The 18,559-nt window shown below is 61.3% G+C and carries 13 protein-coding genes; 9 read left to right on the forward strand and 4 right to left on the reverse strand.

Going from position 1 to position 18,559, the window contains the following annotated elements:
• Positions 1-165: 165 nt before the first annotated feature.
• A complete protein-coding gene (locus AB7M25_RS10655) occupies positions 166-1,395 on the forward strand; it encodes an acyl-CoA dehydrogenase (RefSeq protein WP_095966522.1) in 1,230 nt (409 codons plus the stop codon).
• A 114-nt stretch (positions 1,396-1,509) separates the two neighbouring features.
• Here the strand turns inward: AB7M25_RS10655 and AB7M25_RS10660 are convergent, their stop codons facing one another.
• On the reverse strand, positions 1,510-2,850 hold the full coding sequence (locus tag AB7M25_RS10660; protein ID WP_454237266.1) for a substrate-binding domain-containing protein: 1,341 nt from the start codon (positions 2,848-2,850) through the stop codon (positions 1,510-1,512).
• A gap of 189 nt (positions 2,851-3,039) precedes the next feature.
• Positions 3,040-3,852, reverse strand: coding sequence for an exodeoxyribonuclease III (gene xthA, locus AB7M25_RS10665; protein WP_007970500.1), 813 nt, complete (start codon positions 3,850-3,852; stop codon positions 3,040-3,042).
• A 261-nt stretch (positions 3,853-4,113) separates the two neighbouring features.
• Between xthA and AB7M25_RS10670 the strand changes: the two genes are divergently transcribed.
• The 7 genes from AB7M25_RS10670 to AB7M25_RS10700 all read left to right on the forward strand — a co-directional run bounded on the left by AB7M25_RS10670 (position 4,114) and on the right by AB7M25_RS10700 (position 15,237).
• Positions 4,114-4,764 carry a GNAT family N-acetyltransferase gene (locus AB7M25_RS10670; RefSeq protein WP_095966520.1) on the forward strand — a complete coding sequence of 217 codons (651 nt, stop codon included), beginning with the start codon at positions 4,114-4,116 and terminating at the stop codon, positions 4,762-4,764.
• Positions 4,765-4,842: 78 nt separating this feature from the next.
• Positions 4,843-6,570: an autotransporter assembly complex protein TamA gene (locus tag AB7M25_RS10675; protein ID WP_429517108.1), complete on the forward strand. Its 1,728-nt coding sequence runs from the start codon at positions 4,843-4,845 to the stop codon at positions 6,568-6,570.
• Entirely contained in the window at positions 6,567-10,238 is a 3,672-nt protein-coding gene (locus AB7M25_RS10680; protein ID WP_454237267.1) for a translocation/assembly module TamB domain-containing protein, read from the forward strand. Before AB7M25_RS10675 ends, AB7M25_RS10680 begins: the two co-directional genes overlap by 4 nt.
• A gap of 234 nt (positions 10,239-10,472) precedes the next feature.
• Positions 10,473-10,946: a MarR family winged helix-turn-helix transcriptional regulator gene (locus AB7M25_RS10685; protein ID WP_104447802.1), complete on the forward strand. Its 474-nt coding sequence runs from the start codon at positions 10,473-10,475 to the stop codon at positions 10,944-10,946.
• Positions 10,943-12,412, forward strand: coding sequence for an efflux transporter outer membrane subunit (locus tag AB7M25_RS10690; protein WP_429383084.1), 1,470 nt, complete (start codon positions 10,943-10,945; stop codon positions 12,410-12,412). The genes AB7M25_RS10685 and AB7M25_RS10690 overlap by 4 nt, the downstream gene beginning before the upstream one ends.
• A 15-nt stretch (positions 12,413-12,427) precedes the next feature.
• Positions 12,428-13,630 carry an HlyD family secretion protein gene (locus tag AB7M25_RS10695; protein WP_429383082.1) on the forward strand — a complete coding sequence of 401 codons (1,203 nt, stop codon included), beginning with the start codon at positions 12,428-12,430 and terminating at the stop codon, positions 13,628-13,630.
• A gap of 77 nt (positions 13,631-13,707) precedes the next feature.
• Positions 13,708-15,237 (forward strand): DHA2 family efflux MFS transporter permease subunit, encoded by a 1,530-nt coding sequence (locus AB7M25_RS10700; RefSeq protein ID WP_429383080.1) that lies wholly within the window; start codon positions 13,708-13,710, stop codon positions 15,235-15,237.
• A 121-nt stretch (positions 15,238-15,358) separates the two neighbouring features.
• Here the strand turns inward: AB7M25_RS10700 and lpxH are convergent, their stop codons facing one another.
• Both lpxH and AB7M25_RS10710 read right to left on the reverse strand, forming a co-directional pair.
• A complete protein-coding gene (lpxH, locus tag AB7M25_RS10705) occupies positions 15,359-16,111 on the reverse strand; it encodes a UDP-2,3-diacylglucosamine diphosphatase (RefSeq protein WP_429517112.1) in 753 nt (250 codons plus the stop codon).
• Positions 16,108-16,611: a peptidylprolyl isomerase gene (locus AB7M25_RS10710; RefSeq protein ID WP_104447797.1), complete on the reverse strand. Its 504-nt coding sequence runs from the start codon at positions 16,609-16,611 to the stop codon at positions 16,108-16,110. Before AB7M25_RS10710 ends, lpxH begins: the two co-directional genes overlap by 4 nt.
• 250 nt (positions 16,612-16,861) lie before the next feature.
• Here AB7M25_RS10710 and AB7M25_RS10715 point away from each other — a divergent pair, with 250 nt between their 5' ends.
• Positions 16,862-18,559 carry a glutamine--tRNA ligase/YqeY domain fusion protein gene (locus AB7M25_RS10715; RefSeq protein WP_104447796.1) on the forward strand — a complete coding sequence of 566 codons (1,698 nt, stop codon included), beginning with the start codon at positions 16,862-16,864 and terminating at the stop codon, positions 18,557-18,559.

Here is an 18,559-nt window from a genome sequence, read left to right on the forward strand (position 1 = left end):
TACGCGGCTCTCTTATTGTGTGGGCGGGCTGACCGTGACGATCAGCCGATCATATATCGGTGATGAATGTTTATACACGCCGAGAATAGGCTAGGTAAATTTTCATGGCTGTTCTAGCATCGATTGCATGATCTAAACAACCTCTCCCAAGAAGGTATCTTGCTCATGGATTTCGCTTATTCGCCCAAGGTTCAGGAACTGCGTGAGCGCGTGACTGCGTTCATGGACACCTACGTTTATCCCGCCGAAGCCGTGTTCGAGCGCCAGGTCGCCGAGGGCGACCGCTGGCAGCCGACCGCGATCATGGAAGAACTCAAACTCAAGGCCAAGGCTGAAGGGCTGTGGAATTTGTTTCTGCCTGAGTCTGAACTCGGTGCCGGTCTGACCAACCTTGAATACGCGCCGCTGGCGGAAATCATGGGCCGCTCGCTGCTGGGGCCAGAGCCGTTCAACTGCTCGGCACCGGACACCGGCAACATGGAAGTGCTGGTGCGTTACGCCAACGAAGAGCAGAAGCAGCGCTGGCTCGAACCCTTGCTGCGCGGCGAGATCCGCTCGGCATTCGCCATGACCGAACCGGACGTGGCATCCTCCGACGCCACCAACATGGCCGCCCGTGCGGTGCGCGATGGTGACGAGTGGGTGATCAACGGCAAGAAATGGTGGACCTCGGGTGCTTGCGACCCACGCTGCAAAATCCTGATTTTCATGGGGCTGAGCAATCCGGACGCACCACGCCACGCCCAGCACTCGATGATCCTGGTGCCGGTCGATACCCCCGGCGTGAAGATTGTGCGTCCGCTGCCGGTGTTCGGTTACGACGATGCGCCTCATGGTCACGCCGAAGTGCTGTTTGAAAACGTCCGAGTGCCGTACGAAAACGTCCTGCTGGGCGAAGGACGCGGCTTCGAAATCGCTCAAGGTCGCCTTGGCCCGGGCCGGATTCACCACTGCATGCGTTCGATCGGCATGGCCGAGCGTGCGCTGGAACTGATGTGCAAGCGTTCGGTGAGCCGTACGGCATTCGGCAAGCCCCTGGCGCGGCTGGGCGGTAACGTCGACAAGATCGCCGATTCGCGGATGGAGATCGACATGGCACGCCTGCTGACACTGAAGGCGGCGTACATGATGGACACCGTTGGCAACAAAGTGGCCCGTAGCGAGATCGCGCAAATCAAGGTCGTCGCACCAAACGTTGCATTGCGAGTGATCGACCGGGCGATTCAGATCCATGGCGGGGCGGGTGTTTCCAACGATTTCCCGCTGGCCTACATGTACGCGATGCAGCGCACCCTGCGCCTGGCCGACGGCCCGGACGAAGTGCACCGTGCGGCGATCGGCAAGTTCGAAATCGGCAAATATGTGCCGAAAGAGATGATGCGTAGCGGGCAGTAAGACCGCGGCGCCTGCCATTCGCGAGCAAGCCCGCTCCCACAGGCTTAGTGTAATCCCTGTAGGAGCGGGCTTGCTCGCGAAGGCGTCATTCCATTCGATGCAGCAACATCAGATTCAATACACCCAAACCTCAACCCGCCGATTCTTGATCCTTCCCTCATCGGCGCTATTGGCCGCCACCGGCATCTGCGCTCCAAACCCGCGAATCTCGCGAAACACCACACCGCTTTTCACCAACTCCCGCCGCACTGCCATGGCCCGCAGTTTCGACAACAGATCGGCGCGCGCCGGGTCGCTCTTGGCATCGCCAAAGCCCACCAGTGTTACCTGGCCATTGGTTTTGTCGTGCTGCTTTATATAGTCGAGTACCCGGGACAAGTCTTGTTGCGCCTTGTTGTCCAGCGTTGCGCTGCCTTCTTCGAAACGAAAGTTGACCGACAAACGCTGCGCATGACGGCTGAGGGCCTGATAACCCTCGGGCATCAACGCATTGGGTGTCACGCTTATGGCCTGGACGGTCTGGGCGATGAAACCGTTGGCGGCGACGATTGCTTGCCCTTTACTGCTTTGGGCGAACGCCGCCAGTGCATCGGCCCAAGGGTTCTTTGCGCTCGGCGGCAGATAAAAAAACAGTCGGCGGGACAGCGGATAGTCTTCCGTGGCAATCAGGTTGTTCAGTGGCGGCATGGCTTGTGATTGCCCGTCGACAATCGCCACGGCTTTGGCCAGACGTACGTAGGGCAGGCCGATAAAACCAATGCCTTGTGGGTCTGCACTCACGGCGTCGGACAGTTGTTCACTGGATTCGAAGCGTTTCGCCGTGCTACTGAGACTTTTCCCGCGATCACTCAGGACCAGTTCCCTGAAGGTGTCGTAGGTCCCGGACTGATCATCCCGCGCATACAGATGAATCGGCCCGCCGCGGCCGCCGATTTCTTCCCAGGTTTTGACTTCGCCACTGAACATGCGCGCCAGTTGCTCGGTGCCGAGTTGAGTCAGCGGATTGTCCGGGTGAAGGATGATCGCCAGGCCGTCGATGGCGATGACTTGTTCGGCACCCGGGCTTTTCAGATCGCCCAGGGATTCAAGGCTCACCCGTTCGCTGTCCTTGATTGGGCGCGATGAGGCGGCGAGGTCGGCATTGGCGGCTTTCAGGGCGGCAAAACCAGTGCTCGAACCATGGGCTGCGACTTCAACGACAACCCGGCTGCCCTGATCGGTTTCACCCACGATGCGCAGTTCGTTGGCGGTAGTCAGGGTTTCGCGGTGAATCCTGCGCAGGCCCTGTTCGCTCAGCAGGCCCTCGACCAGCGCCGGTCCCAGGGCCGCGCCGATGGTGTTGGAGCCCTGAATGCGCAGCACCGGGCCTTGTCCGGATGTCGGCAAATTGCCGGCAACCGCCAGGTGTGGCAAGCCGAGGCACAGCATCAACAGGAACAACACGCGCAGCATCATGCCGGCACCTTATATAGCCAAAGGAGGTGTCGGGAGATTAAGTCAGTAAGGTTTCCGAAAAATGACACTTTTCTAATGTGGGAGCGGGCTTGCTCGCGAAAGCGTCGGATCAGTCGACACATGTATTGACTGATCCGACGCTTTCGCGAGCAAGCCCGCTCCCACTTTGGCGCTGCGTATGTCTCGGGATCAGCTCAACTCAAGCCAGATCGGCGCATGGTCCGAAGGTTTTTCCATGCCGCGCAGTTCATAGTCCACACCGGCGGCCTTCACCCGCGGCAGCAAGCCGTGGGAGGCGAGGATCAGGTCGATGCGCAGGCCTCGCTTGGGTTCGTCTTCGAAGCCACGGCTGCGGTAGTCGAACCAGCTGAAGGTGTCGGTCACGTCCGGGTTCAGGTGACGGAAACTGTCGACCAGGCCCCAGTTCTTGAGGCGGGCCATCCACTCGCGCTCTTCCGGCAGGAAGCTGCATTTGCCGGTCTTCAGCCAGCGCTTCATGTTGTCCGGGCCGATGCCAATGTCGCAGTCTTCCGGGGAAATGTTCACATCGCCCATCACCACCAGCGGCTGGTCGTTCTTGAACTGGCTTTCCAGCAATTGCTGCAAGTCGCCGTAGAAACGTTCCTTGGCCGGGAATTTGGTCGGGTGGTCGCGGCTTTCGCCCTGGGGGAAATAACCGTTCATGATGGTGACCGGCACACCGTTGGCGTCGGCGAAGGTGCCCCAGATGAAACGCCGCTGGGCATCTTCTTCGTCGGTGGCGAAACCTTTATGCAGGGCCAGCGGTTCCTGGCGCGAGAGCAGAGCGACGCCGTAATGGCCTTTTTGCCCGTGGAAATACACGTGGTAGCCCAGCGCCTGCACCTCGGCCAGCGGGAACTGCTCATCGTGGACCTTGGTTTCCTGCAAGCCGATCACATCGGGCTGGTGCTTTTCGATCAGCGCCGCCAGCTGATGGGGACGGGCGCGCAGCCCGTTGATGTTGAAGGAGACGATCTTCATGGTCGGCAGTCCTGGCAAAAGGGCGATGCTAGCTGACATGGGGGAATCGGGCCAGTGTGGGGTGGGGGGATTTACTGTGTTGGGTCAGATCTGTGTAGACAGTCCTGGCCCCTGCCTTTGCTTTTGTGGGAGCGGGCTTGCTCGCGAAGGCGAATTCATTGCCTACACTCATTTCGGATCTGTAAGGAACTGTGTCAGCGCCGATCCGCTCGTAACAACAAGAGCGCAGCCATCCGAGCTGTGCCGGGGAGATCAACCGTCATGCCCGAAACCTCGACCGCCATCGCCGATATTCATATGCTCGACAGCGGCTATGCCCGTGAAGCCCGTTCGCTGCTGTATCAGGCTTATCGACACGAACCGACCTTCGGCTATCTGTTCGAAGCCGAACGCCCCGGTTACGAACAGCGGGTTCGCGCCACGGTGCGCGAACTGGTAACCCAGCATTTTCTCCAGGACCTGCCGGCCATCGGTCTGCTGGTCAACGACCGCCTGATCGGTATCGCCCTGATCGCGCCGCCGCAACGTCGCCTGGGGGTCACCGAAAGTTGGGCGTGGCGCCTGCGCATGGTGCTCAGCACGGGATTTCGCTGCACCCGTCGCTATCTGGAGTATCACGCTGCCGTGGAGGCCTGCGTGCCGAACGACTCGGTGCACGTCTTGCCGTTGCTGGGGGTTCACCCGCAGTTCCAGGGCCAGCATTTCGGCGAACAACTGTTGCAAGCTGTGCACAACTGGTGCGCGGTGGATGAACACTCACAGGGCGTGATCCTCGATACCGGGAATCCTCGCTATCTGGAGTTCTATAAACGTCAGGGCTATGAGGAAATCGGTGAAGTCGCCGTAGGGCCGGTTCGCGAGCACGTGTTTTTTCACCCCAATCCCCAGGTGTTACAAACAGCAACGGCTTAGCCCACGAACTTTCTTTGCCTGTCAGGCTCTATCACGCTTCCATGTTCATGAACCATGCTCGTGATAGCATCCGCGCCTATGAAGTTTCCAGGAAGATTTACCAGTGGCGTGCTCATGCTGTTATCCAGCTGCACGGCGCTGGCGCAAAGTGAATTGGATGTGCGGATCAAACCGTCCAACGATGAACTGAAGGCCAATATAGAGGGCTATATCGGCAGCCTCGGCGATCGTGACGAAGAAGCCTTGCAGCGCTTCAGTCGTGGCGCCGAGGAACAGGCGCGCAAGGCCGCCCAGGCCTTGGGTTATTACCAGCCGCACATCGACAGTGAAGTGAAGGGCGGCGAAAAGCCGCGCCTGGTGTTGAAGGTCGACCCCGGCGAGCCGGTGCACCTGCGCAATGTCACGGTGCGAGTCGAAGGACCCGCAGCGTCCCTCAAATCCTTTCGAATCCCACAAAGCGACGCGCTCAAGCCCGGTGCCGTGCTCAACCATGGGCATTACGAGGACGCCAAGCGCCTGATCCAGAACCAGGCTTCGCGTTATGGCTTTTTCAGCGGCCACTTCACCCGTTCGACACTGTCGGTCGACCCGCGGGCCGGCGTTGCCGATATCGAGCTGATCTATGAAAGCGGTCCACGCTATACCTTGGGCAAGGTCAGTTTCGAGGGGGATACGCCGTTCGATGACGAGCTGCTGCAACGCATGGTCCCATTCAAGGCCGGTACACCCTACGACTCGGAGCTGATTGCCGAACTCAATCAGAACCTGCAATCGAGTGGCTACTTCGAAGGCGTGCGCGTGGACGCAGCACCCACGGCGTCAAAAGAGAATGCGATCCCGGTGGACGTCAAGCTCGAAACCCGCAAGCCACGGACCATGGGCCTGGGCCTGGGTTTCTCCACCGACGTCGGCCCACGGGCCAAGGCCAACTGGACCCGGCACTGGGTCAACGCGCAAGGGCACAGTTACGGCTGGGAGGCCGAAGTCTCGGCGCCTCGGCAGAACGTCGGGTTGTTCTACGACATTCCACTGGATCCGCCGCTGACGGACAAACTGCGTTTTGCCGGCGGCTATCAGAATGAAGACATCGCTGGCACCGACACCCATAGCAAACTGTTGACCCTCGGCCCCGAATGGCACAGCAAACTGCCCAGCGGCTGGCAACGGGTGGTATCGCTGAAGTGGCAGCGCGAGGATTACCAACTGGGCGATGACTCGGGACTCAGTAACTTGCTGATGCCCGGTGTGAGCTATTCGTACCTCAAAAGCGACAATCGCATCGACCCGCACAACGGCTATCGCCTGCAATTCGAATCCAAGGTGGCCAAGGAAGGTCTGGGTTCCGACAGCAACCTGCTCTACGGCACGGCATTGGTCAAAGGCCTGACCACAGTGTTTGATAAACACCGCTTCCTCGGGCGGGTGCAGGTCGGCGGCAGTGCCACCAACGGCTTCAAATCGGTGCCGCCGTCGCTGCGCTTCTTCGCCGGTGGCGATCAGAGCGTGCGTGGCTACGACTATCAGAGCCTGTCCCCGGAAAACTCCGACGGCGACCGCATCGGTGGCCGCTACATGGTGGCCGCCAGCGCGGAGTATCAGTATTCGGTCGCCGAAAAATGGCGAATCGCGACCTTTGTCGACCAGGGCAACGCCTTCAACACCCTCGAACTGCCGAGCCTCAAGACCGGGGTCGGTATCGGCGTGCGCTGGGTCTCGCCGGTGGGGCCGATCCGCCTCGACCTGGCCCATGCGCTGGACGACGATGGCGGTATTCGACTGCACTTTTCCATGGGGCCTGAGCTGTGAAGCGTGGTTTGAAAGTAACGCTGCTGACGATAGCCGCACTGTTGATGCTGGTTGTCCTGACACTGGCCACGGTGCTCGGCACGGCGACGGGCAGCCGCTGGGCGTTGGGCTTCGTACCGGGTTTGACCCTGGACAACTTCCAGGGCCGGCTGAGCGGGCAGTGGAGTGCCGACCGGGTGCTGTGGCAGCAGGACACCAGCCGGGTTGAACTGAACCAGGTGATTTTCGCCTGGTCACCGTTGTGCCTGACCCGCATGACCTTGTGCATCGAGCAATTGCAGGCCGACCAGGTCAGCCTGACGTTTCCGCCGGGTGGCGAAGAGCCGGACAGCGGCCCGATCACGCTCCCGGAGCTCAAGTTACCCTTGGCCATCGAACTGGGGGAGATCAAGGTCGGCAGCCTGTTGTTCAACGGCAGTGAAGAGCTCAAGGGCTTGCAGCTGGCGGCGCACTGGACGACGGCCGGTTTGAAGATCGACGCGGTGTCGATACAGCGCGAGGACCTGAGCCTGAACCTGTCCGGTCTGCTGCAACCTTCCGGCAACTGGCCCCTCAGCGCCTCCGGCAAGCTGACTCTATTGTCGACGCCTGAGCCCCTGGCGCTGGCGCTGAAAGTCGACGGCGACCTGCTCAAGACCCTGAACCTGAAAGCCGACAGCAGCGGTTACCTCAGCGGGCAACTGACCGGCGAGCTGCAACCCCTGGTGGACAACCTGCCGGCCAAGGTGCGGATCACCGTCGATGGTTTCAAACCCGGTGCCGATCTGCCGGACACCTTGCAACTCAATCAGCTAGAACTCACTGGCGCTGGCGACTTGAAGAACGGCTACGCGCTGCTCGGCAAGGCCACGCTGCCCGCCGAGCAAGGGCCGGTCGCCCTGGCGCTGCAAGGCAAGGTCGACGCCAACGGCGCGCAGATCGCCGCGCTCGACCTGACTGCCAACGACAAGCAAAGCCTCAAGCTCACAGGGCTTGTGGATTGGAGCAAAGGCCTGAGCGCCGAAGCGAAAATCGACTGGCTGGACTTCCCGTGGCACCGTCTCTATCCATTGATCGACGAGCCGGAGGTGGCGTTGCGCCGCTTCACCGGCGAGGTGTCCTACACCGACGGTAAGTACCTCGGTCATTTTGAAGCCGCGGCGGATGGTCCGGCCGGTGCATTCACCCTGGCCAGTCCGTTCGCTGGCGACCTGACGAAAATCTACCTGCAACAGATTCAACTCCACGCCGGGCAGGGCAAGGCTGAAGGGCACCTGAACCTGCAGTTCGCCGACGGCATTGCCTGGGACACCGCGCTGGACCTGTCGGCGATCAACCCGGCGTACTGGGTCGCGGAGCTGCCGGGCACGCTGGCGGGGCCGTTGCGCAGCACGGGCGAACTGAAAAACGAGGTGCTCAGTCTCAATGCCGACCTGGACCTCAAGGGCAAACTGCGCGGTCAGCCGGCGGTGATCCAGGCCAAGGCCGATGGCCGTGGTGAGCAATGGAACCTCAACGCCCTGCAGGTTCGCCTGGGCGAGAACAGCATCAGCGGCAAGGGCAGCCTGCAACAAAAACTCGCCGGGCAGATCGATCTCAAGCTGCCGCGCCTGGCCCAGCTCTGGCCAGAGCTGCGCGGTCAACTCAATGGCCGTGTGGAGGTCGCCGGCACGCTCAAGGCCCCCCAAGGCAAGCTTGACCTGCAAGGCTCGCAATTGGTTTTCCAGGACAATCGCCTGCAAAGCCTGAACCTGGACGCCACGCTGGACAGTGCGCAACGGGCAAAAGTCGATCTCAAGGGCAGTGGCATCCAGGCCGGTGATACTTCCCTGGGAACCCTGACCGCCAGCGGCCAGGGCGACATCAAGAACCAGAAGCTGAGCCTCGATCTGCAAGGGCCGAAACTGAAACTGGCGCTGGGTCTGGACGGTGCGCTGGATAAAGGCAATTGGCGCGGACGCCTGGCCAGCGGTGATATCCAGGCCGGAGGCCAGGACTGGAAGCTGCAAGGGCCGGCGAAACTCGAACGCCTGGCGGACGGCAAAATCAACTTCGGTGCTCATTGCTGGGCATCTGGCCAGGCCAGCCTGTGCGGTGAAGACTCGCGCCTGATGCCCGAGCCGAAGCTGCGTTATCACCTCAAGCAGTTCCCGATCGACAGCCTCGCGCAGTGGTTGCCGAAGGATTTCGCCTGGCAGGGCCGGCTCAATGCCGACCTGCAACTGGATCTGCCGGCCAGTGGCCCGAACGGCCAGGTCAGCGTCGATGCCGGCGGCGGCACGTTGCGCATCAAGGAAAAGGACCAGTGGCTGGACTTCCCGTACCAGACCCTGAAACTCACCAGCAAACTCACGCCCAAACGTATCGACACCGAACTCAATTTCGTCGGCGGCAAACTCGGCGAACTGATGGTGCAGGCGCAGCTCAATCCGTTGCCGAAGAACAAACCGTTGAGCGGCTCGTTCCGCTTGAGCGGGCTGGACCTGTCGGTAGCGCGACCGTTCGTGCCGATGGTCGAGAAGCTGACCGGGCGCCTGAATGGCAGCGGCACGATTTCCGGCGGGCTTTTGGCGCCGCAGGTCAATGGCAGTCTGCAACTCAGTGATGGCGTGGTGGCCGGGCCTGAATTGCCGATGGAACTGCAAAACCTGCACGTTCAGGCGCTCATCGCCGGTGAAAGCGTGCAACTGAACGGTGGCTGGAACAGCGGCAAGGCCGGGCAGGGCAGCTTGAACGGCAACATCGCCTGGGGTCAGGCGCTGGTGGTGGATCTGGCACTCAAGGGCTCGCAATTGCCGGTCACCGTCGAGCCTTACGCCAAGCTTGAAGTCGCACCGGACCTGAAGATTTCGATGAAGGGCGATGAGCTGGCCATCGCCGGTAAGGTGCTGGTGCCCAGGGGTGAAATCACCATTCGAGAATTGCCGCCGTCGACGGTCAAGGTCTCCGATGACACGGTGATCGTCGGTCAGCAGACCGAGGAGGGCAAGCCACCGCTGGCGATGAAGATGGACATTGAAGTGCTGGTCGGCGAGGACAAGCTGAGCTTTGCCGGGTTTGGCCTGACGGCGAATGTGCAGGGGCATGTGCATATCGGCGACAACATGGACACCCGCGGCGAGCTGTGGCTCAACGACGGGCGTTACCGCGCCTATGGCCAGCGGCTTTCGGTGCGCCGGGCACGTTTGCTGTTTGCCGGGCCCATCGATCAGCCGTACCTGGACATCGAAGCCATTCGCAAGACCGACGACATCATCGCCGGCATTCGTTTGAGTGGCAGCGCCGAGCAACCGACCACGCAAATCTTTTCAGAACCGGCCATGAGCCAGGAGCAGGCCTTGTCCTATCTGGTGCTCGGGCGTCCGCTGAGCAGCAATGGCGAAGACAACAACATGCTTGCCCAGGCGGCCCTCGGGTTGGGCTTGATGGGCAGTTCCGGTGTGACCGGTGGCATTGCCAAGAACCTGGGCATCCAGGACTTCCAGCTCGACACCCAGGGCAGCGGTACTGCCACCAGTGTGGTGGCCAGCGGCAATATTTCCGAGAAGCTCAGCCTGCGCTATGGCGTCGGCGTGTTCGAACCGGCCAACACCATTGCCTTGCGCTACAAGCTGAGCAAAAAGGTCTACCTTGAAGCCGCCGGCGGCGTGGCCAGTTCGCTGGACATCTTCTACAAGCGGGATTTCTAGGCCCTGCTCCTTCCAGAACCGAGTCGCAGCCATCGCTGGCAAGCCAGCTCCTACAAGGATCACACAGTCCTGTAGGAGCTGGCTTGCCAGCGATGGGGTCATTGCGTGCGCCACAATCTTCCAAGCCGTTTGTCAACTATTTACAAAGCCTCCTAACTATTACGTTGACATTCGCTGCCTAGGCAGTAACATCTCGACATACATTCACTGCCTAGGCAGCTAATTGGTGGTCAGATGAAACATTTCTCTCCAGACGATTTCCACAATTGCCATCTCGGCCTGCTGCTCGGACGCGCCGCGCTGCTCAAGGACCGGATCATCGACACCCACATGGAACCCCACGGCATCACCGCCGCGCAGTTCAAGGTGTTGATCATCATGGCCCAGTACGGCGTCGATTCGCCGGGCGAGTTGTGCCGTCACCTGTCCCTGGACAGCGGCTCGATGACTCGCATGCTCGATCGTCTGGAGCAGAAGGGGTTCCTCGCCCGCCAACGCTCCGAAGCGGATCGCCGTCAGGTGCAGCTGGTACTCACGGACGACGGCCAGAAGCTCGCCGGGCTGCTGCCGCACATCGGTGCCGAAGCCATGAATGAACTGGCCGGTGCCATCACTCCGGAAGAGCTGAAAACCCTGGAGATGATCCTGAAGAAAATTTTGGTAGCAGCCGGTGACTCGATCACCCTGCTGCGAGTAGGTGACAAATGAGCAGTAAACCCTTGCGTGCCGGCCTGAGCCTGGTGCTGTTGGCCATGAGCCTGGCCGGTTGCGCCAGTTACAGCGGCCTGAAAACCGAAGGGGTCAGCCTCGATGCGAAAAATTTCAAGGCCGGGCAGTCCCTCGGCGGCGTGACCCTGTCGCCGGCCGCCTGGCCGAAAAGCGACTGGTGGAAAAGCCTTGGCGACCCGCAACTCGACGGCCTGATCCGCGAGGCCCTGCGCGACAGCCCGGACATGCAGATTGCCGACGCCCGTGCCCACCAGGCCAGCGCCGCCGCCTACGCTGCCGACGCTGCGCGGATGCCTACCCTGGATGCCAGCGCCGGTGTCAGCCGCTCGCGCCTGGCCCGGGACCAGGACCCGCTCGGGCAGGGCGACGCGTACGCCACCATTCGCAATATCAGCACCAGCTTCAACTACAACTTCGACCTGTGGGGCGGCCAGCGCGATGCCTGGGAAGCGGCCCTCGGCCAGGCCCGTGCCGCCGAAGTCGACCAGCAGGCCGCGCAACTGACCCTGGCCGCCGACGTCGCCCGGGCCTACAGCGATCTCGGGCAGGCGCACATCGTGTATGACCTGTCCAACGAAGACCTCAAGCGCACCCGGCAAATGCTCGAACTGAGCCAGCGTCGGCTGACGGCCGGGATCGACAGCCAGTACCAGTTCCAACAGACCGAAAGCCTCGAAGCCACCTCCCAAGCCAATTTGATCGACGCTGAAAAGCGCCTGAACAGCGCGAAGATCGCTCTTGCGGTGCTGCTCGGCAAAGGTCCGGACCGCGGCAATGAAATTGCCCGGCCGAACATTCTTCAGCCGAGCGCGGTAGCGCTACCTTCGGTGTTGCCTGCCGAGCTGCTCGGGCGTCGCCCGGACCTGGTCGCCGCGCGCTGGCGGGTCGAGGCGGCGAGCAAAAGCATCGACGCCGGCAAGACCCGGTTCTACCCCAACCTGAACCTCAGCGCGGCTGCCGGCGCCGAGTCTTTGTTGGGCGATGCGATGTTTGGATCGGCCAGCCGCTTCTTCAACATTGCACCGACGATTTCTGTGCCGGTTTTCGACGGTGGCCGCTTGCGCGCCGACCTCGATTCGCGCGACGCCGACTACGACCTCGCGGTGGCGCAGTACAACAAAAGCCTGGTGAAGGCGCTGGGAGATGTCAGTGACAGCATCAACCAGCTGCGCGATATCGGTCGGCAGATCGCTGCCCAGCAGCACGCCACCGACATCGCCCAGGATTCCTACAACACCGTGGTCCAGCGTTACGGTTCCGGCATCGGCAACTACCTGGACGTGCTCAGCATCGAGCAGCAATTGCTCCAGGCCCAGCGTCAGCTGGCCAACCTCAATGCCGAGCAGATCGACCTGTCGATCCAGCTGATGCAGGCGCTGGGCGGCGGTTTCCAGCCTGAGGCCATCGCTTCGGCCAACGCCACGCCAGCCACGCTGACCCACTAATTCAAGGTATTTGTCATGGCCACTGCCGATACAACCCAACCTACTGAAAACACTCCAGGCAACCCCAATTCGGGCAAACGCAAGTTCATGTTGCTGGTCCTGGCTGCGACCGTCGTTCTGAGCGGCGCGGGCGTCTGGGCTTATCACGAGTTCTACGGGCGCTGGAGCGAAAGCACCGACGACGCCTATGTGAACGGCAACGTAGTGGAAATCACGCCGCTGGTCACGGGCACCGTGGTCAGCATCGGCGCCGACGATGGCGATCTGGTGCATGAAGGTCAGGTGCTGGTGAACTTTGACCCGAACGACGCCGAAATCGGTCTGCAAAACGCCCAGGCCAATCTGGCGCGTACCGTGCGTCAGGTGCGCGGCCTGTACAGCGATGTGGATGGCATGAAAGCCCAGGTCAACGCGCAGAAAGCCGAAGTGCAAAAGGCCCAGGACAACTTCAGCCGCCGGAAGAATCTCGCCGCTGGCGGGGCGATTTCCCAGGAAGAGCTGTCCCACGCCCGCGACGACCTGACCTCGGCGCAAAACGCCTTGGCCAATGCCGAACAAAAGCTCAAGACCACCAGCGCGCTGGTCGATGACACCGTGGTTTCTTCGCACCCGGACGTGATGGCCGCCGCCGCACAACTGCGTCAGGCCTACCTGAACAACTCGCGCAGCGTGCTGATCGCCCCGGTTACCGGTTACGTGGCCAAGCGTTCGGTGCAACTGGGCCAACGCGTGCAGCCGGGTACTGCGCTGATGGCGGTGATTCCGCTGGATCAGCTGTGGATCGATGCCAACTTCAAGGAAACCCAGCTGCGTGACATGCGTATCGGCCAACCGGTGGAGATCGAGACGGACCTGTACGGCAGCAGCGTCAAATACAGCGGCACCATCGACAGCCTCGGCGCCGGGACCGGCAGCGCCTTTGCCCTGCTGCCGGCGCAGAACGCCACCGGTAACTGGATCAAGATCGTGCAGCGTGTGCCAGTGCGAGTCCACGTCAACGCCGAGGAACTGGCCAAACATCCGCTGCGGGTCGGTCTGTCGACCATGGTCGACGTGGACCTGCACGACCAGAGCGGGCCAGTGCTGGCACAACAGCCGCCGCAGAAGGCTTCGTTCAGCACCAACGTCTACGACCGTCAGCTGGCCGAGGCCGACGCGATGATCACCCAGTTGATCCACGACAACAGCGCCGCGGTCAGCAAAACCGCGCAACGCTGATTCGCCACAGCCCGCTCCCACAGGGTTGGCTGCGTCCGTAACGGACGCGGCACCAATCAGGCTTCCAAGGATTCGCGATGAGCAATAACGCCTCTTTCACGCCCCCCAGCCTGCTGCTCAGCACCATCGGCCTGTCGCTGGCGACCTTCATGCAGGTGCTCGACACCACCATCGCCAACGTGGCGCTGCCGACGATCTCCGGCAACCTGGGCGTGAGTTCGGAGCAGGGCACCTGGGTCATCACTTCGTTTGCGGTGAGCAATGCCATCGCCTTGCCGCTGACCGGTTGGCTCAGTCGGCGTTTTGGCGAGGTGAAGCTGTTTGTCTGGGCGACGCTGCTGTTCGTGCTGGCCTCGTTCCTGTGCGGGATATCCACCTCGATGCCCGAGCTGGTGGGCTTCCGGGTGCTGCAAGGGGTGGTGGCGGGGCCGTTGTACCCGATGACCCAGACGTTGCTGATCGCGGTCTATCCGCCGGCGAAACGGGGGCTGGCCCTGGCGTTGCTGGCGATGGTCACCGTGGTCGCGCCGATTGCCGGGCCGATCCTCGGCGGCTGGATCACCGACAGCTACAGCTGGCCGTGGATTTTCTTCATCAACGTGCCGATCGGCCTGTTCGCGGCATGGGTGGTCACCCAGCAGATGAAAAAGCGCCCGGTGGTCACCAGCCGCCAGCCGATGGATTACGTCGGTCTGATCGCGCTGATCATCGGTGTCGGGGCGCTGCAGATCGTGCTCGACAAGGGCAACGATGCCGACTGGTTCGAATCCAGCTTCATCGTGATCGGCAGTGTGATTTCGGTGGTAGCCCTGGCCTTCTTCATCATCTGGGAAATGACCGACGAACACCCGGTGGTCAACCTGCGTTTGTTCGCCCATCGCAACTTCCGCTACGGCACCATCGTGCTGATCCTGGGTTATGCCGGGTTCTTCGGGATCAACCTGATCCTGCCGCAGTGGCTGCAGACACGCTTGGGCTACACCGCGACCTGGGCCGGTTTTGCCGTGGCACCGCTGGGGATCCTGCCGGTGTTACTGGCCCCCTTTGTCGGCAAATACGCACCGAAATTCGACATGCGGTTACTGGCGGGCGGGGCGTTCCTGGCCATCGGCCTCAGTTGCTTCATGCGCGCCGGGTTCACCAATGAAGTGGATTTCCAGCACATCGCCATGGTGCAGCTGTTCATGGGGATCGGCGTGGCGCTGTTCTTCATGCCGACCCTGACCATCCTGCTCTCGGACCTGCCGCCGAGCCAGATTGCCGACGGTTCCGGGTTGGCGACGTTCCTGCGGACCCTGGGTGGTAGTTTCGCGGCGTCGCTGACCACCTGGATCTGGATTCGCCGGGCCGACCAGCACCATGCCTACCTGACCGAAAGCATCACCCCGTTCGACCCGACGACCCGCGAAGCACTGAGCAACCTGGGCGGGGCGGGGGCCAAGGCCTACACGCAACTGGATCAGATGGTGATCAGCCAGGCGTACATCATGTCCACGGTGGATTACTTCACCTTGCTGGGCTGGATGTTCATGGGGCTGATCCTGATCGTGTGGCTGGCCAAGCCGCCATTTACGGCCAAGGCCGGGCCTGCGGCCTCGGGACACTAAGGCAACACATAACCTGTGGGAGCGGGCTTGCCCGCGAAGGCGGCGGATCAGTCATACAGATGTCGACTGACACTCCCTCTTCGCGGGCAAGCCCGCTCCCACAGGTTTTTGTGTTCGGCTGTTAGTTCGCGGGTGCTGCCAGTTGCGGCGGCGGTGCGAAGTCAAACGGCGCCAGCGCATACCCTTGCTCATCCACCTGCAACGCCCAACCCTGACGATCCCAATCCCCCAACACGATGCGCCGGGCTGCCTGGTCGCCCAACTGCAACTTGTGGATGGCCGGACGATGGGTATGCCCATGGATCAAGGTCTTCACCCCGTACTCCTGCATGATCCGCGGAATCTCTTCGGGCGTGACGTCGACGATGTCATTGGCCTTCATCCGCACCTGGGCACGGCTTTCACTGCGCAGTTTGCGTGCCAGCTTGTGCCGGGTGCGCAAGGGCAGGTTGCGCAGGATGAACAGGGTGATCGGGTTGCGCAGGTAGCGGCGCAGCTTCATATAGCCTTCGTCGCGGGTGCACAGGCTGTCGCCGTGCATCAGCAGCACCGGCTCGCCGTTGAATTGCACGACACTCGGGTCTTTCAGCAGGGTGCAGCCGGCCTGCTTGCAGAAGGCCTTGCCGAGCATGAAATCACGATTGCCGTGCATCAGGAAAATGGCCGTGCCGCTGTCGCTGAGGTCGCGCAGGGCCTGGCAGATGGAGCGCTGGAAGGGCGTCATGGCGTCGTCGCCAATCCACACCTCGAAAAAGTCGCCCAGGATGTACAACGCACTCGCCGAACGGGCGCGTCCGGCGAGCAAATCCAGAAACGCCCGGGTAATGTCCGGGCGCTCCTCTTCCAGATGTAAATCTGAAATCAGCAATATCACTCAATGATCTCGGCTTTCTCGATGATCACGTCGTCTGCCGGTACGTCCTGGTGGCCAGACTTGGAAGTGGTGGCCACGCCTTTGATCTTGTCGACAACGTCGGTGCCGGCGGTCACTTTACCGAATACCGCGTAGCCCCAGCCTTGAACGTTCTTGCCGCTGTGGTTGAGGAAGCTGTTGTCCGCCACGTTGATGAAGAACTGTGCGGAAGCCGAATGCGGCTCCATGGTGCGGGCCATGGCGATGGTGTACTTGTCGTTGGAAAGACCGTTGTCGGCTTCGTTCTGGATGCTTGGACGCTTGTCTTTCTTTTCTTTCATGCCTGGTTCGAAACCGCCGCCCTGGATCATGAAGTTACCGATGACACGGTGGAAAACGGTGTTTTCGTAGTGACCGGCTTTAACGTACTCGACGAAGTTGGCCACGGTGATCGGGGCTTTGTCGGCGTTCAGTTCGATGACGATGTCACCAAAGTTGGTAGTCAGTTTGACTTGGGTCATGATCGTTACTCATAGAAGGAATTCGTGGTGTTGGAACATCATGTCCCGCCACCGGTTCAGCCTTTTTGGCCAAGGTGCGCAGTTTAGCGTGCCAGACGCGAATTTCGAGGCAGTTTTTTCATTTGCGGCCCATTAAATGCGACGGTTTACAGAGTGCGCTCTGTCAGGCACTTGACGGCATCGGCTATGATAGCGGCTTTGTTTTGTCCGGCCTTCATTACGGCCACGCACTTGTACGTTCAAGGATCCTATGAGCAAGCCCACTGTCGACCCTACCTCGAATGCCAAGACCGGCCCAGCCGTGCCGGTCAACTTCCTGCGGCCGATCATCCAGGCAGACCTGGACTCGGGCAAGCACACGCAGATCGTCACCCGTTTCCCGCCTGAGCCCAACGGCTACCTGCACATCGGCCATGCCAAGTCGATCTGTGTGAACTTCGGCCTGGCCCAGGAGTTCGGCGGCGTCACGCACCTGCGTTTCGACGACACCAACCCGGCCAAGGAAGACCAGGAATACATCGACGCGATCGAAAGCGACGTCAAATGGCTGGGCTTCGAGTGGTCCGGTGAAGTGCGCTACGCCTCGCAGTATTTCGACCAGTTGCATGACTGGGCGGTGGAGTTGATCAAATCCGGCAATGCCTACGTCGATGACCTGACTCCGGAGCAAGCCAAGGAATACCGTGGCAGCCTGACCGAACCTGGCAAGAACAGCCCGTTCCGCGACCGCAGCGTCGAAGAGAACCTGGACCTGTTCGCGCGCATGAAAGCCGGCGAGTTCAAGGACGGCGCACGGGTGCTGCGGGCCAAGATCGACATGGCTTCGCCGAACATGAACCTGCGCGACCCGATCATGTATCGCATCCGTCACGCTCACCACCACCAGACCGGTGACAAGTGGTGCATCTACCCGAACTACGACTTCACCCACGGTCAGTCGGACGCCATCGAAGGCATCACCCACTCGATCTGCACCCTGGAGTTCGAAAGCCACCGTCCGCTGTACGAGTGGTTCCTCGAGCATCTGCCGGTACCGGCCAACCCGCGCCAGTACGAGTTCAGCCGCCTGAACCTGAACTACACCATCACCAGCAAGCGCAAGCTCAAGCAGCTGGTCGATGAAAAGCACGTCAACGGCTGGGACGACCCGCGCATGTCCACGCTGTCGGGTTTCCGCCGCCGTGGCTACACGCCTAAGTCGATCCGCAACTTCTGCGAAATGATCGGCACCAACCGTTCCGACGGCGTGGTCGACTTCGGCATGCTCGAGTTCAGCATCCGTGACGACCTCGACCAGAGCGCCCCGCGTGCCATGTGCGTGCTGCGTCCGCTGAAAGTCGTGATCACCAACTACCCGGAAGGCCAGGTCGAAAACCTCGAACTGCCGCGTCATCCGAAGGAAGACATGGGCGTGCGTGCGTTGCCGTTCGCCCGTGAAATCTACATCGACCGTGAAGACTTCATGGAAGAGCCGCCGAAGGGCTACAAGCGCCTGGAGCCGGCCGGTGAAGTACGTCTGCGTGGCAGCTACGTGATCCGCGCCGACGAAGCGATCAAGGACGCCGATGGCAACATCGTTGAACTGCGCTGCTCGTACGATCCGGACACCCTGGGCAAGAACCCGGAAGGCCGCAAGGTCAAAGGCGTGATCCACTGGGTGCCGGCCGCTGCCAGCGTCGAGTGCGAAGTGCGTCTGTACGATCGTCTGTTCCGTTCTCCGAACCCGGAGAAGGCCGAAGACAGCGCCAGTTTCCTGGACAACATCAACCCTGACTCGCTGCAGGTACTCACCGGTTGTCGTGCTGAACCCTCGTTGGGCAATGCACAGCCGGAAGACCGTTTCCAGTTCGAGCGCGAAGGTTATTTCGTCGCGGATCTCAAGGACTCGAAACCAGGTCAGCCGGTATTCAACCGTACCGTGACCCTGCGTGATTCGTGGGGCCAGTGA

Source organism: Pseudomonas sp. AP3_22 TE3818 (assembly GCF_053628995.1).